This window comes from Acidimicrobiia bacterium, from assembly GCA_040289475.1.
GTDB lineage: Bacteria > Actinomycetota > Acidimicrobiia > ATN3 > PSLF01 > PSLF01.
Genome location: PSLF01000001.1, coordinates 186,942 through 202,335, shown reverse-complemented (window position 1 = coordinate 202,335; position 15,394 = coordinate 186,942). Strand labels below are relative to the sequence as shown.

The following is a 15,394-nucleotide window of genomic DNA, read 5'->3' as shown; positions in this document are numbered from 1 at the left end:
CTTCAAGCGATCTCCTCGATACTGAGTTCCGTGTTGCCTTTGTAAAAGGGAGCTAGCTTACCGGCCTCCAGGATTTCTAAAAAGACCCTTACTATTTCGGGATCGAACTGGGTGCCCGAGTGTCGCTTCAACTCGTCGATCACTCTCTCCATCGGGAGCGCTTTTCTGTACACCCGATGACTGGTCATCGCATCGAACGCGTCAGCGACCAGTAGACAGCGGGCTCCCAGCGGAATCTCATCTCCCTTTAGTCCGTCGGGATAGCCGGTACCGTCGAAGTGTTCGTGATGGTGGCGGACCACGGCGAGGATCTGCCGGTCGACTGCTCCCTGCAGAATGCGGTGGCCGATTTCTGGGTGAAGCTTCATCTCGGCAAATTCGTCGTCTGTCAGCCTCCCTGGTTTCAAGAGTACGGCATCTCGTATCCCGATCTTGCCTACATCGTGGAGAAGGGCGGAAATGCGTAGTGACTCTAATTCCGCCTTGGAAAACCCGATTTCCGCTGCGATGAGGTGGCTGTACTCCGCCAAGCGTTGCGAGTGCTGAGCGGTGTATCGATCCCTGGCGTCCACCGCGGCAGCCAACGCGAATACCGAGCGCAACAAAAACTCACGACGGACCCGCTCGGAGTCGTCGCGCAAATCGTCTGTCCACGCAGGTTTGTACACGACGACCATGTCCTTGCCGAGCGACTTTGCTCGTGCAAGAGCGATGTTGGCACGAGTAAGAAGGTCATCTCGGGTCGCCGCATCTGTGGGATATCCGGCCACCCCGATAGAGCATGTTAAATTGCCCGCTTCGTCGAAGGACTCCGTGGAAACCCTGAGGCGCAGCCTTTCGGCGAGGTGGCCAGCAGCTGTCGAATACGTCTCGGGAAGGATTATCGCTATTTCTTCTCCCCCAATGCGACATGGAATATCGATAGAGCGACACTCTGATCGGATCCTGGAGGAAAGCTCCTTCAACACTTGGTCACCAACCGAGTATCCGTATCTTTCGTTGACGAGCTTGAAATCGTCGAGGTCAATGATCATGAGCGAAACAGGTCTGCGGTATCTCTGGGCTCGGGCTAGTTCCTCTTCGAGTCTGTCGTGAAAGAAACGATGCGAGTAGAGACCGGTTAGGTAGTCGGTGACCGTCAACTCCTGGAGCTGACGCACCAAGGCCTCGAGCTCTCTTGTTCGCTCTTGCTCTTTTTGATAAAGGACTTCAATTTCATCAAGAACCGGACGAGTGGTTGCCTCGTCAAGCACACTTCTTCCATCCAGGACGGAAGTAAGCGCATTGGTGATTGCTTCGGCCTCGGCACCTTTTAGCAAGTAGCTCTTGGCCCCGGCCTTGACCATGTCGGAGACGAGCGTTGCGTCCTCGTAGGCTGTGTGCGCTACCACTTGAACATTGGGGTCTATCTGCCGGATGCGACGTGTTGCCTCAATGCCATCCATCCCGGGCATCTTGACGTCCATAAGTACGACATCGGGAGAAAGCTCTTGGGCGAGCTTTACGGCGGACGCGCCGTCAGCGGCCTCCCCTACTACTTCAAGATCTGGATGGGTTGATAACAGTTCGACTAGGGCATGGCGTATGCCGTCGTTGTCGTCGACCACGAGGACTTTAGCCGGCATTTTCCCTCACCTCGCCGCCAATGGTCACGCGGACCGTCGTCCCCTGTCCCGGCCGGCTCTCAATCAGACAGCTCCCTCCAGCCAGTTCGGCTCGCTCCGCCATAGAGACTACGCCTATGTGGCCGTCTTCCACAACACTTTCTAGTATCGACGGGTCAAAGCCGACCCCGTCATCGGAGATCGACAACGCGACACCGCCTTCTGGGGATTGCTCTAGCCTAATCTGCAGATGCCTCGCGAAGGAGTGTTTTTTCACGTTGGTCATGGCTTCCTGGAAAATTCGATACAAAACGATCTCTTGGCTCTTTTCGATATCCACGTCCTCGGTTGCCAGTTTTACCAAGATTCCCGTGTCGTTTTCGAAGGCTCGACAGTACGCGGCGATAGCTTCTGCAAGGTTACGCTCTGCGAGTACCGGGGGCCTGAGCTCTGTCATCAGGGAGCGGAGCCTCAGAAGTTCTGCGCTGAGACTCTTTCTGACATCGGCTAGCACCTGGAACCCTTCTTGAAGGTTTCCCTTTTCTAGGTGACGCTTGGCGATATCGAGAGAAATGGCAAGCCTTGAAAATTCCTGGACAGGTCCGTCGTGAAGGTCAGCCGCGATTCTCGACCGTGTCTCTTCTTCGGCTCGGATCAACTTTGATAGGGCTTGAGTTCTGAGTCTCTCCTTTTCAGCTAGTTCCTCATATAGCTTTCGAAGCCGCTGCGCATAGTTGTGGCGTTCCGTTACGTTCCGGACGAGTGCCTGGATCTTCCCGTCACGTCTCGTCGATTGGTAGATCTCTAGGATGACCTCTTCGGCGTTGAACTTGACGGCAGCGGTCGTACGAGTGACCTCGCCCTTTGTTGGAGGTTTAGAGCGTGTTACTCCCAAAAGCTCGAAAAAACTCTCCCCTAATAGCTGTACAGGCTCTTTGCCGATCATTTTCGCGAACGCCTTGTTGGAAAAGAGGACCCTTCCTTCTTTGTCGAGTTCGACCACACCGTCGGTCGACTCTTCTACTAGAACTCTGTATCGCTCCTCGGAAGCGGCGAGCTCTCTAAAGAGGCGCATTCGCGATAGCGCTAGGCTTACGTAGTCGGAAATCCCCTCTATCATTCGTATATCGTCGTCGGTGAACCGGGATCCAGGTACCGTACAGTCGGCGCAGAGAATGGCGGTGCCCCCCTCTTCCCACCCCGATATAGCGGTGGACGCTAATGAGATTGCTCCGAACCGCGCGGAAGTGTCGCTAAGTCCAGGGATGAGCGCCTTCGTCATTGTGAGAGTTCGTCCTCCCCGCAACGCTCGCTGCAATGAATACGGGTCCCCGAGTTTTTCTTTGAGTTCCTCGATCTCCTCTTCGTTAAGGCCCACTACTCCTAGCAGCCTAGACCTGTTACGAGCCAAGTCGAGAACTACAAACAGTGCCCGCGTGGCGGAGGTCGTTTGTACGACCGCACGAAGCGAGCCCTCGACGACATCCGCAATACTCCAGCCTTCTGATACTCGCTGCAGTATGTCGAGCAGCGCAGCCTCTTTTGCAGCCTCTTTCTCGTAAAGACTCTCGATAGCTCTCTGGCGAGCGGCAAGCGCCTCGGTTTGCCGCATCAACACTCTTTGAGCTGCGATAGAGGCTGCGGTGACGACGGCGGCTCCAAGGAGAACGCTAGCTACCCGTGCCGGCTGGGTATAAGACGCAGTTGTAAGAAGGTGTAGTGCCAGCGGAATCAAAAGTGCCCCAGACAAGCCTATTGGAAACCAGGTTGGGGGCTGGACCGCAGGATGTGTTTTAGTCCGAAGCGACCTGCCGGTTTCAAACAGTGGCGCGATCGCCAGAGGTGAGACAACCACGAGAGCGGCAAAGGCCAGTGCTACGTTTTCCATTGGCCGTTCGGTAAGTAGGTAAGCAGTGTCAGCAATCGCAAGCAGCATTGCTGACACGCCACCCGTTGCAAAAATCTGGTCTGGTGGGCGAGCATGATCTCTATAACGCCCGAATAGAACTTGAAGAAGGTATAAAAGGCCGCTGGTAGAGAAGATCACGATAGCTACGAAGACGGCAGGCGACAATCCTCGCTTGTGGACAAGAAGCAAAAACGGCCCGTAGAAGTAGTAACTGGCGACAACACCGACAACAGCAGCCAAATTGGCGATATTGAGAGGAGCGAGACCAGAGCCTTCTATCGCTCTGATACGGCTGGAAACGGCAGAAAAGTACCAAAGTGCGCTTGACAATGCGAGTAGCACCGATGCTATACCTAATGGCCTGTAACCGGAGAGCAGCGTCAATGCCCACGCCACGAATCCGCCGCCCAATGCGAAATTTCCCCGGCCCATGTGAGCCCAGAATCTGCTGATGGGCCCATGGAGGCTCTCCGAAACTAGCCGAGAAAAAAACCAAGCTGCACACATCAGCGGTCCGGCTGCTCCAAGGAGCAGCGGAGCTGCAGCGGGAATACCGAGCCGTCGCATAATGGCACCGCCCGCTCCCACCGCGACAAGATAAGCCGGAACGCCTATGTAACCCACCTTGCGAAGGCGGGGGGCGATCACAGCTTGAGACGCTATAGCCTTACTCGATGTGCCCGTCTCCCCGGAACCTTCCATGCTTGAAAGGATTGTCCGACCAAAGATTACAGCATGGAATCGGCAATCAGCCGAGTTGGATCGGCAAAAAACAGCGCAAAATCACGCTGGCTGTCTTCGGCGAACTCTCTCCGCGGCCTACTCCCTTTCTAAAACATCATTCACTATACGTATCAGCTGGTCGGGGTCGAAAGGCTTGGTAACATACTCCGCCGCACCTAATTTTTGGGCTCTGGCGATGTCGTCGCTTCCGGCTTTTGCTGAGAGGACAATGATTCGAGGTGCGTCAGCCAGCTTCGCGCACTCTTGGAGCACCGCCCACCCGTCGAGAATCGGCATCATGATGTCGAGAAGCACTACGTCGGGATTGTCTTCCTGGATACGACGGAGAGCAGTTGCACCATCTGACGCGAGGAGGGTGTCGTATCCCTCGGTCTCAAAGTTGACTCTCAGCATCAACAAAATGTCTGGCTCGTCGTCGACGATTAGTACCCTGTGCTTTCCCTTGGGCATCGATCCTCGCCTAGCGTTCTAATTTTCGGCATTTCTAATGGCCTTCCGGCTCCGGCCTGGGTAGGGTGAAGTAAAAACGACTTCCCTGACCTACTTCGCTTTCAACCCAGATTTTGCCCCCGTGCCCTTCGACTAAGTTTCTTACGATGTACAGTCCCAATCCAACTCCCACCGAGCGGCGCTTTCTCGAACCGTCGATCTGACGGAACCTGTCAAAAATCAGTTCTTGGTCTTCAGGGGCAATGCCTGGTCCTCTGTCGATCACGGATACCTGGACAAATCTGTCGTCGAGAATGTTTCCCGTGACCACTACAGGCCCATCTACCCCTCCGTACTTCAAAGCATTGTCTAACAGATTGATGATGACCTGCTGAAGCGCCCCTGGATCTGCCAAAGCTTCGAGTCCTGTGTCGGGGAAGTCCAAAACTATACGGTCAGCTCCGGGGCGTGTTGCGAGGGTCGCGACAGCTTCGGACACTATCCATAAGACGTCGACTCGCTCTAGCTTGAGAGGACTTTCGCCCGCTTCAATGCGAGACGCAAAGAGAATGTCCTCTATGAGGCGCAGGAGGCGCTGCCCTTGGCGCTCCATCATCGTGAGAAACTCGGCTTTGGACTCTTGATCAAGGCGCTCTGAGGCCCGTCTCAAGGTCTGAGCAGCGCCTATGATCGACGTCAGGGGGGTCTTGAGTTCATGGCTCACTGTCGCGACGAACTCCGATTTGAGTCGGTCTACCTCCATTAGCTTGGCGACGTTCTCCCGTTCTTTCTCGTAGAGGGTTGCGTTGGCGATCGCAACGGCGGCGTGGTCGGCAAACAACTTGAGCGTTCTCAAGTCGTAGTCGGAAAAGTCACGGCCTCCCTCGGTGTCGTTAATGCTCAGCACGCCCAGCAACCGTCCCCTTGAAATCAAGGGTACGCACATTGCGGAGTGAATGTTTACCTGCTTTTCTGGCACATCGCGAAACACCTCGGGATCAGGTTTGCCGGTTACGACCACAGCCTGGCGCTTGGCGGCGACATATCCTGCTACGCCCTGGCCGACTCTGAGCAGAGGCTCGGGCTCGTAGCGATCCGCAGATCCCCTGTAGCAGTACGTTTCGAGAAATTCTTCGTTCTCGTCCAATAGCATGATCGAGCCTTCTGTACCGCCCAAAAGCCCCAAAGCAGACGAAAGAATAATCCCAAGAACATCGTCCAAGTCGAGGGTCGAGTTAATGGCCTTGGCAGCATCGGTGAGAGCGGTCAACTCCCTAAGGCGATTTGAGAGGGCTGTGGTTATCACTCGCTCGTCGATCAGAAGCTTTGTCAACCTCCTAAGGGCAATCTCCTTCTCGAGCAAATACAGACAGAACAGTACTGCCGAGAGTACGAGCGCCAACCTCATCCACGGGAAGAGCACCTCGCTTGACTTCCCGTCTCCGAGCATGTGGACGACGTACGAGTAGCCCGCGAAGGCTAGGGCAAAGACGACAACCGTAATCATCGCAATCGTCCACAACTGGCTTCGCCGTCGGTCCACTGCCTCCAGCGATGGCAGCTCTAAGTCGGAAATCCCCGCTACGCGGGCCTGTGTGGCGATGGCTTGTCGGATTTCACTGGTGCCAGGCAGAGGCCCTCCTCACGGTTTACATGCTCACTCAATGCGCGATCTAGCTGCATTGACGAAATCGACTCGGGGATGACATTTCTTGAACTAGTTTGCTAGTGCGGGACCACAGATATTCCGAGTGGAGATCGGTACCACTCGATGCTAGCAATAGCGAGTCGACTCGGTGCTTTGGTCTATCGTTACTACGAGGACTACAAGGCAACGAGGTCCAAGTTGTCGGTCGAACACTAAGAGGATGACAGCGATTTTTTTCCAGCATTGCCCACCGAGTGGAGGTGGTGACTGGTACCGAGCACACTCGAGTGACGGGGATTGCGAGTCATGAGGGTTTCTCTCATGATCGAAGGTCAGGAAGGGCTCGAGTGGGAGCGCTGGCTCGAAATCGCTGTCACATGCGAGGCTTCAGGTATAGAGACTCTTTTTTCGTCGGACCACTACGCTCCAATCAGAAGAGACGCATTCGAACCAGTACTGGACGCATGGACCACTGTTGCTGGTCTCGCTGCAGCTACGAACAAGTTGAAACTCGGAGTCTTGGTTTCCCCGGTGACTTTTCGACACCCCGCACTCCTTGCCAAAACAGTACTGACTTGCGATCACATAAGCGGCGGCCGGGTAGAAGTCGGGATGGGTGCTGGGTGGTACCGACTAGAGCACGAGCGCTTTGGTTTGCCTTTTCCGCCGGCCTCGACGAGGTTGCGGCTACTCGCTGAGCAGCTCGAGATTGTAAAGAGAATATGGTCGAGCGAAAATTTCTCCTTCGAAGGAGAGTTCTACACGCTCACGGAATGCATCTCATACCCTAAACCCGTCTCCAGCCCTCACCCCCGCCTGATCGTGGGAGGGAAAGGTGGGGAGCGCACGATGGAGGCGGCCGCTAAGTGGGCAGACGAGTACAACACCGTCTTTGCCGGTCCAAAAGAGTGTAGGGCCCGCAGGGCCCGACTTAACGGGGTGTGCGAACGGATTGGCAGAGACCCCGCCACCCTTTCGATGTCGCTAATGACTGGTTTAGTCTTTGGTGAGTCACCCCAGGACGTTGCACGAAGGAGCCGAGAGGTCGCCAAGCTACAGGGGTATGACGACGAGGAAGAATTTGGCGAAGCGGTGAAAGATTCCTGGCTGATCGGAACACCGGACCAGATAGTTGACAGTCTCGTTCAGCTGGAGGAGGCAGGGGTCGAACGGGTAATGCTCCAACATTTACTACACGAGGATTTCGAGACCATAGAGGCACTGGGGGAGCTAGTGGTTCCCGCTTTGGAGCAGTAGGCCCCGGTATTTGTTTGAGCTGTAAGAATCAAAATCCCAGATAACCGCTGCACGTTTATGGATAGACGGTGTGAAGCTGTCCTCTCTATGTGAGCGCCTCCAAAACCACCTTAGGCTTGGAGCGAGTTTTGGTGACTCTCCCTATTTTATGGGCGTGGTGGCCGTGGCTACGGAGCAAGTCGACAGCAGTGTCTGTGCACGATTCGTCAATGACTATGACCATTCCAATACCCATGTTGAAAACGCTGTACATCTCTTCTTCATCGACTCCCCCTTCCCTCGCAATTACTTTGAAGATGGGGTCGGGGTCCCAAGCTGTGGTGTCGACAATAGCCTCGGTCCTTGGTGGAAGGATTCGCACAAGGTTAGCCGGGATTCCACCCCCTGTGATGTGAGCAATACCTTTTACCGCTCTGGTGTGTCGGATGAGATCGAGGATGGCCGGAGCGTATATGGGGGTGGGTTTCAAAAGCTCGTCGCCCAGCCTATGGGGAATTCCTTCTACTCTGGATTGCAAGTCATAGCCAGCGATTTCCAACAGGACCTTGCGAGCGAGGGAGTAGCCGTTGCTCATCAGTCCACCGCTTTCCAAACCTATGATTACGTTTCCTTCCCGGATCTTCGCCCCGTCGATTATCTCGGCTCGTTCGACCACGCCAACTGCAAAGCCTGCCAAATCGTAGCGCCCTTTTTCGGCCGCTCCGGGGTGCTCGGCCATCTCGCCACCAATCAATGCACAATGCGCCTCTCGGCACGCCGCAGCGACTCCTTCGATGATCTCTTCGATGAGCTGGGGATCCAGAGGTGAGCAGGATATGTAGTCGAGAAAGAAAAGGGGCTCGGCGCCCGTACACACCACGTCATCGACGCACATGGCAACTAGGTCTCTCCCTATGGTGTCGTGACGGCCCATCGCCTGAGCAACGAGTACTTTAGTCCCAACGCCATCTGCCGAGGCAACGAGGACCGGCTTTTCGAATCGGGAGACGTCTATCTCGAAAAGGCCAGCGAACCCACCAATGTCACCGACGACCTCGCGTCGGAATGTGTTGCGGATTTTGTCTTTTATCAGCTCTAAGGCCTTCTCGGAAGCCTCGATACTGACTCCAGCATCTCGGTATGTAAGCCTTCTGGAGCCACTCGGCTGGGAGCCGGGTGGGCTGCTCCGCCTTTTCCAGATCACTCGGTAATGCCGGTCCGCTGTCCTGTGGCGTGCCCGACCCCGGCCTTAGCGGCATCCGCAACGCGATTCACGGACGCCTCTCGGAGGGTTTGCTTTTTCAGCTCGGGATCTACGGGAATGGGGTAATTTCCAGTGAAACAGGCCATGCAAAACGAGTCGGGGGGAACTCCGGTCGCAGCGATTAGATTGTCTAGCTCGAGATACTCGAGTGAGTCGGCCCCTAAGTACTCGGCTATGTCCAACTTCGACAAGCTCGCCGCTATCAGCTCGGAGCGGTTGTAGGTATCCATGCCGAAATAGCAGGGCCATCGGTACGGAGGAGAACTGATTCTCAGGTGGATCTCCACGGCGCCCGCCTGACGCAGCAAAGAAACTATCTGGCGGGTCGTGGAGCCTCTAACGATAGAGTCATCGCACACGACCAGGCGTTTACCGGAGATATTCTCCGTTAGAGGATTTAGTTTGATCCTCACACCAAGGTCTCGCATTATCTGGTTGGGCTGAATGAAAGTGCGACCCACGTATCTATTCTTGACGAGCCCGTCGCCGTACGGAATCCCGCTAGCCCTACTGAAGCCCTGTGCAGCTGGTATCCCGGACTCCGGAACAGGCATCACAAGATCTGCATGGGCAGGAGCCTGCTTGGCGAGGAGTTCTCCCATTCGCTGCCTCACCGCGTGGACGTTCTTACCGAATAAAACCGAGTCGGGTCGGGCAAAATATACGAACTCGAAGAGACAGAGCGCAGCTCGCCTGTCGGCCGCGAATATATGGGACCTCAGACCACTGGCATCGACAACAACCATCTCCCCCGGTTCAATCTCCCTCACGAAGTGAGCGCCGACTATGTCCAGTGCGCACGTCTCGGAGGCTATTACCCACCCCTGACCCAGCCTTCCCAAGACTAAGGGCCTGAATCCAAGGGGATCTCTTATGCCTACGAGATGCGCCTCGTCCATTGCCACGAGGCTAAAGGCCCCCTCCAGCTTGGGAAGGACCCGGAGAAGCGCAGTCTCGAAGGATCTGCCGTCCGAGCGCTCTTGGTCTGGGTAAGCCTTCTCAATGCAGGCAGCAATAAGTTCGGAGTCGCTCTCTATGGGGCTGTCGATGGTTCCTAGTTCTTCGAGAAGAGCGGAGGTATTGGTGAGGTTTCCGTTGTGACCTAGAGCAATCCCAGTGTCGCCGACATCCCGGTATATAGGCTGAGCATTCTCCCATGTGCTTGAGCCAGCAGTGGAGTATCGAACGTGACCGATGGCTATATGACCTTCGAGCCCTGCCAGTCGGGGCTGGTCGAAAACTTGAGTGACAAGCCCCATGTCCTTGATGACTTGCATTCGCGTCCCGTCCGAGACGGCGATTCCTGCCGACTCCTGGCCCCTATGTTGAAGCGCATACAGGCCGAGGTAGGCGAGCTGAGAGACAGCACTACCCGGAGCATAGACGCCGAATATTCCGCACGCTTCACGCGGTTTCAACACACATCCTCTCTAGGCTCGCACCACGCTAGTACAGAAACAATCTTCTGAGAGCGGTCGTTCCCTGCCAAAGCGAGCAAGGCCCAAAATATCTCCGTCCACCATCGTATTACGAAAAAGCGGTGTCGGTGCATTTAGGGTGGAAGGCCATCTGTACTTTTCAGTGGGCCAAGCTCCTCGCAACGAGAGAGCTTATCCTCAAGGAACAAACCGCTGCCATACCTCCCTAGCATGCTCGAGAGAGATTTCGAAGACCGGATCCTTACTAAGGGAGGTGCAGTTCACGCAAAGAGTGGTTCCTCCGGTCATTCCCAAGGTCCAAAAGCCTAGCCCGTGTCTAGCTGCTATGAGCCTTACTTCGTCGAGATTATGTTTTTCTACCGCGATCAAAACTCTGGAGGGCGTCTCCGAGAATAGGGCCACGGTTGCCGAAGAAAACGGACCTTTAGGTATCTCGTCTGCTATGGGTGCCAAATCGATCTGGGCCCCAATCTCACCTAGGAGGCACGATTCGGCAATCGCAGCAGCAAGTCCCCCTGTAGATAGGTCGTGAACCACTGCAACAGGCTCACTTGGACGCTGTCCTCTACCCTGTGACTCGGAGTTCAGCCGTTCAATGATCTCGATGAGCGCGGCATGTAAGGCGGCTTCTTTTCCGAGATCGACTCTCGGCGGAGCACCCCCGTGGTGACCCAGAGCCGACCAAGCGTAAGCCGAACCGTTCAGGTCGGACTCGGTTTCTCTTCCTATGACACAAATGACAAGATCGTCCGTAAAAAAGACAATGCCGGGAGGACGTCTCTCAAGCGCGTCGATGCGGCCCACTGCTGCCACTACAGGTGTTGGCCAGATATCTTGCGCAGCGGTCTCGTTGTAAAAGCTAACATTTCCTCCGACGACCGGAACTTTAAGGACAGAACAGGCCTCGGCCATCCCCTCGATAGTTTCCTCGAATTCCCACATGACCTCGGGGTGTTCTGGGTTTCCAAAATTCAGGCAGTCAACGACGGCAACGGGTTTTGCTCCGACACAGGCAACTTTGCGAGTCGCCTCTGCCACGACCAACTTGGCGCCTTCTCTAGGGTCGAGGTGGCAAAATCGCCCACCTCCTTCGAAAGCCACAGCAAGACCTTTGAACGGTGTAGACGGATAAGTCGGCGATTTCTCGCCGCGCGCCTTTTCTGCGCCGAGAGTGGCTTCGAGGGCATCGTCGGGTATGCGAACCCTCACCACGGCTGCCTCTCCTTCGCCCGGTCCTAGTACCGTGTTGACGAAGAGTTGATGGTCGTACTGGCGCCAGATCCATGACCGGTCAGCCAAGGAGGGATCCCCCAAGATCGCCATGAGTGCATCGAGTTCCGAAGGGCCGGGAGCATGTCTGGAGACATCGTTCTTAGTAAGCGCCTCCATACTCTCGGGTTTTCTAGATGGCCTGCGTAGCTTGGGACCGTCGGCCAGGGAAGAGGCCGGAACGCGAGCTACGACAGCGTCGCCATCTCGCACTACCAGGTCAGAACCGTCGATCACCTTTCCGATAACGGTGGCTTGCAGCCCCCACTTGCCCGCTATCTCTAAGATTTTTTCGACGTTATGCAGCGGGGCCGTTACGAACATTCTCTCCTGCGACTCCGAGGTAACGACCTCCTCTGGCGTCATCCCTGGCTCCCGGCGGTGTACCGCAGCGACATCGATCTCTATGCCGGTGCCTCCCCGAGCGGCTGTCTCGGAAGCCGCGCAGCTAATCCCAGCGCCTCCGAGATCTTGAATAGCGGATGCGAGACCGAGACGAAAGATCTCAAGGCAAGCCTCGATGAGCTTCTTTTCTTCGAAAGGATCGCCAACTTGGACCGAGGGTCGCTTCGCTTTCGAATCCTCGTCGAATCCGGCAGAGGCGAGTATGCTGACCCCCCCTATTCCGTCTCGACCTGTCGATGCCCCGAGAAGAATGACCGAGTCCCCCGGATTTGTCGCTCTCGCCCGCTGAATGCGAGATTCGTGGGCTATTCCAAGGCAGAAAACGTTCACCAAGGGGTTGCCGGAGTAGCAAGGCGCGAATTTGATTTCCCCCCCTATCGTCGGTACCCCAACTGCGTTTCCGTAATGGGAAATGCCAGCTACCACCTGCTTCATGAGAAACAGGTTTTTCTTGGCCTCGCTGGGCTTTACTGGTCCGACCGGTGTCGAACCTGCTTTTAGGGGGCCGAACCTTAGCGGGTCTCCGAGCAAGACAGGACGGGCTCCCATTGACAGGACGTCGCGTATGATTCCTCCCACACCAGTGGACGCTCCCTGGAAAGGTTCGACAGCGGAGGGATGGTTATGCGACTCGATCCTGAGCGCCGCGACTATCCCATCTCCTACTTCAACGACGCCTGCGTTCTCGCCCGGCCCTATGACAACCCATGGGGCGTCGCTAGGAAGCTTAGCGAGGTGAACTCTTGACGACTTGTACGAACAGTGTTCGCTCCACATTACCGAATACATGGCCAACTCTGTGGTGGTTGGCTCCCGACCGAGGATTTTTCGAATCTCCTCGAATTCTCTATCACTAAGGCCGAGGCTGCGATGTACTTGGGAAAGGTGCTCGGTGCTCATTTAGAAAAATGAGAGGTTTGGACCTCGGTATTCCTAGTATTAGAGGACGCCTTGACACGCTTCGCATACAGAGCCATCGAGCGCAAGATTCCCAGTCCGTCCGAAGAGCCAATGAGCTCTTCTGCAGCTCTTTCGGGATGCGGCATGATCCCAGCGACGTTTCCGCGCTGATCCGTGATTCCAGCTATCGAAGCCATACTTCCATTGGGATTGAACTGCTCCTGCACCTCTCCGGAAGGTCCGCAGTAACGAAGGGCGATCTGACCCGAGCTCTCGAGCAGGGCCAGCTTCCTCGGCGGTATGGTGAAGTTTCCCTCAAAGTGATTTATTGGAATGTTTCTCAGAACCGTGCCCACCTGGAGAGCACAGGTCAAAGGCGAGGTCTCGTTGGTGACTAGTAAATCCACTGACTGACAGAGAAAACTGGATCCGCGGTTTTTCTGCAGGGCACCGGGCAGCATCCCGGCCTCGCAAAGGATCTGGAATCCGTTGCAGATACCCACAACCGGCTTGCCACAGCGAGCTGCCGATCTCACCACCGACATTACCGGCGAGAATCGGGCGATGGCACCGGGACGAAGGTAATCTCCATAGGAGAACCCCCCTGGGATTACGTACAGATCGAAGACTTCGGGGGGAGAGTCAGAGTGAAAGACAGGCTCCGCTTCTACTCCTACTATGCCCAAAGCCCAAACCACGTCTAGCTCGCAATTGGTCCCTGGAAAGACGAGAACAGCTGCTCTGACGGGCTCGGTTAACCCGGACAACTTGTTTCCGGAAATTTCTTTTTCGCTCAATCCCTTCCGTCCCGTTACGGCGCGCTGTGGCTACCCGAACTCTGTTTTTCTGCCATATTCGAAATCTCGTACGAGAAATCCTCGATAACGGGATTGGCGAGAAACTCCTCGCACATCTTCTTCACGGCATTTTCGACGTACTCTTTGTCCTGTCCCTCGATCGTGAACGTGATCGACTTTCCTACCCGGACCCCCGTGACACCATGGAAGCCAAGCGCAGGAAGACTTTCCTCGATGGTTTTTCCTTGAGGGTCGGGGATCTCCGGACGCAATCTCACCGTCACGCACACATTAGCTCGCATCACTCCTCCGAGAATTTGACTCATAGTGAATTTTGACGATCTAGGATCCCGTACTTAGTGAGGCTTTCACAGTGCACGTTCCATGAGCGAACGGAGTCGATGTTCGTACGTATGCTCAGCATGGGCTCTGCGGGAAGCCGCGTCTCCTATTCGCCGTCGCTCCTCTTCCCTTGGAAGCCAGTACTCGATCATCTTCTCGAGCTCGGAAAAGCTTTGGTAATAGACGACCTCTTTGCCATGCTCGAACAGGTCGTCCATCGAGCGTCTCCACTCGACGAGTTGGAAAGCACCGCACCCAGCAGCCTCGAAGAGTCGGGCGTTGGCAGCCTCGATTTCTCCGTAATGGAGCATGTTGAGGCAGATCTTGGCAGACCTGACTGCGACTGCTTTGGTGCTGCCTTCTAGGTACTCTTTCGACCACACGGATTCCAACGGGGATCGTAGCCAGGATGGGAACGAGCGACCGTACAACTTGAGGTCATATCCCTTTGCGAAGAGCCTTTCGAGAAAGCGCACCTTGCTGGGGTAAGCGTTTCCATAGTGGATGATGTCGCAAGCGAAGCGATTTCTGGTGGAATCGTCGCCGTCGACGGGCCGGTGCACGCTCGGTTCGCACGCTTCGGGCAAGTACTCAACCGGTAATGCTGCGAACTCCCGGGCATGACGCACAACGTAAGGGTCTTTGAGGAAAATCACATCGTAGGGGGCCATGTAGAAGAATTGCCGGCCAAAGTTGACCAGGGCATCCGGACACCATACTACAACTACACACCCGCCCTTTTTGAGCTCCACTACCGTATCCGGCCACAAGTTGATGTCGTTCGAGATTACGAGGTCGGGCTCCCAAGCCAGGATACGGCGAGCCAAGAGTCTCTCCGCGGAGCGAGCGGCCCTAGGCGAGACGCTTAGAGCTGCTCGAGCAGCAAGCTCGATGTATCTGTTGAACACTATTAGACTAGCCGGAGATCGAAAAACTCTGCTCTCGTAGCCCATCCTATTCAGGGCAGCGGATATAAATGTGGAGAAGGATTCGGGAAATTCTTGTCCTATGACTGCAACCCGCATGGCGCCACCTCCGAGGTTTCGTGGGCAACGAGGTAATTTGCAACTACACAGTCAAACAGGATTCGGGAGACAATGAAAATCACGAGCGACACGGATGCGAGCACAACTATTCCAGGGGAGAGTGTCTCGACACATGGCGCGGCCCTTGCCAGCCTCAGCCGCAAGAGGCGCAAGAGGCGCAAGAAACAGCGGGTTCTAACAAAGCTCACGCTAGCCGCCGGGATTCTTTTGGCTGCCGCCACGGTTTACGGCATCGTGGTGTTCATACGACTCGGACAAGCTGGCATTCACCTCACTTCTGCAAGAGATGCTTCCCAGCGGGCAGCAACTCTGTTGCAAGAAAACGACATTCGAAAAGCCCGATTAGAACTGAAGAAGTCCTC

The 15,394-nt window shown here is 55.5% G+C and carries 12 protein-coding genes; 2 read left to right on the top strand and 10 right to left on the bottom strand.

Features of this window, described 5'->3' with window-relative positions:
• Positions 1–2: 2 nt before the first annotated feature.
• The 4 genes from C4318_00895 to C4318_00880 form a co-directional block, all read right to left on the bottom strand.
• The gene (locus tag C4318_00895; protein ID MER3453706.1) at positions 3–1,625 is read right to left on the bottom strand and encodes a hypothetical protein; all 1,623 of its coding nucleotides are present in this window, start codon (positions 1,623–1,625) and stop codon (positions 3–5) included.
• Positions 1,615–4,215, bottom strand: a complete 2,601-nt coding sequence (locus C4318_00890; GenBank protein MER3453705.1) for a hypothetical protein — start codon at positions 4,213–4,215, stop codon at positions 1,615–1,617. Before C4318_00890 ends, C4318_00895 begins: the two co-directional genes overlap by 11 nt.
• A gap of 117 nt (positions 4,216–4,332) precedes the next feature.
• The gene (locus C4318_00885; protein MER3453704.1) at positions 4,333–4,707 is read right to left on the bottom strand and encodes a hypothetical protein; all 375 of its coding nucleotides are present in this window, start codon (positions 4,705–4,707) and stop codon (positions 4,333–4,335) included.
• Between the two features lie 34 nt (positions 4,708–4,741).
• Positions 4,742–6,229, bottom strand: coding sequence for a hypothetical protein (locus C4318_00880; GenBank protein ID MER3453703.1), 1,488 nt, complete (start codon positions 6,227–6,229; stop codon positions 4,742–4,744).
• A gap of 411 nt (positions 6,230–6,640) precedes the next feature.
• Here C4318_00880 and C4318_00875 point away from each other — a divergent pair, with 411 nt between their 5' ends.
• Positions 6,641–7,591 carry an LLM class F420-dependent oxidoreductase gene (locus C4318_00875; GenBank protein ID MER3453702.1) on the top strand — a complete coding sequence of 317 codons (951 nt, stop codon included), beginning with the start codon at positions 6,641–6,643 and terminating at the stop codon, positions 7,589–7,591.
• 85 nt (positions 7,592–7,676) lie between these two features.
• Here the strand turns inward: C4318_00875 and C4318_00870 are convergent, their stop codons facing one another.
• The 6 genes from C4318_00870 to C4318_00845 all read right to left on the bottom strand — a co-directional run bounded on the left by C4318_00870 (position 7,677) and on the right by C4318_00845 (position 15,011).
• Positions 7,677–8,771, bottom strand: coding sequence for a phosphoribosylformylglycinamidine cyclo-ligase (locus tag C4318_00870; protein ID MER3453701.1), 1,095 nt, complete (start codon positions 8,769–8,771; stop codon positions 7,677–7,679).
• Positions 8,771–10,255: an amidophosphoribosyltransferase gene (purF, locus tag C4318_00865; protein ID MER3453700.1), complete on the bottom strand. Its 1,485-nt coding sequence runs from the start codon at positions 10,253–10,255 to the stop codon at positions 8,771–8,773. The genes C4318_00870 and purF overlap by 1 nt, the downstream gene beginning before the upstream one ends.
• Before the next feature lie 195 nt (positions 10,256–10,450).
• Positions 10,451–12,847 (bottom strand): phosphoribosylformylglycinamidine synthase subunit PurL, encoded by a 2,397-nt coding sequence (locus C4318_00860; protein ID MER3453699.1) that lies wholly within the window; start codon positions 12,845–12,847, stop codon positions 10,451–10,453.
• A complete protein-coding gene (locus tag C4318_00855; GenBank protein ID MER3453698.1) occupies positions 12,844–13,614 on the bottom strand; it encodes a phosphoribosylformylglycinamidine synthase I in 771 nt (256 codons plus the stop codon). Before C4318_00855 ends, C4318_00860 begins: the two co-directional genes overlap by 4 nt.
• A gap of 44 nt (positions 13,615–13,658) precedes the next feature.
• Positions 13,659–13,946: a phosphoribosylformylglycinamidine synthase gene (locus C4318_00850; protein ID MER3453697.1), complete on the bottom strand. Its 288-nt coding sequence runs from the start codon at positions 13,944–13,946 to the stop codon at positions 13,659–13,661.
• Between the two features lie 66 nt (positions 13,947–14,012).
• Complete coding sequence (locus C4318_00845) at positions 14,013–15,011, bottom strand: hypothetical protein (protein MER3453696.1); 999 nt, start codon at positions 15,009–15,011, stop codon at positions 14,013–14,015.
• A gap of 72 nt (positions 15,012–15,083) precedes the next feature.
• On the opposite strand from C4318_00845, the gene C4318_00840 reads away from it, so the two are divergent.
• Positions 15,084–15,394, top strand: a 311-nt coding sequence (locus tag C4318_00840) for a hypothetical protein (protein ID MER3453695.1), incomplete at its 3' end; no start/stop codon positions are given.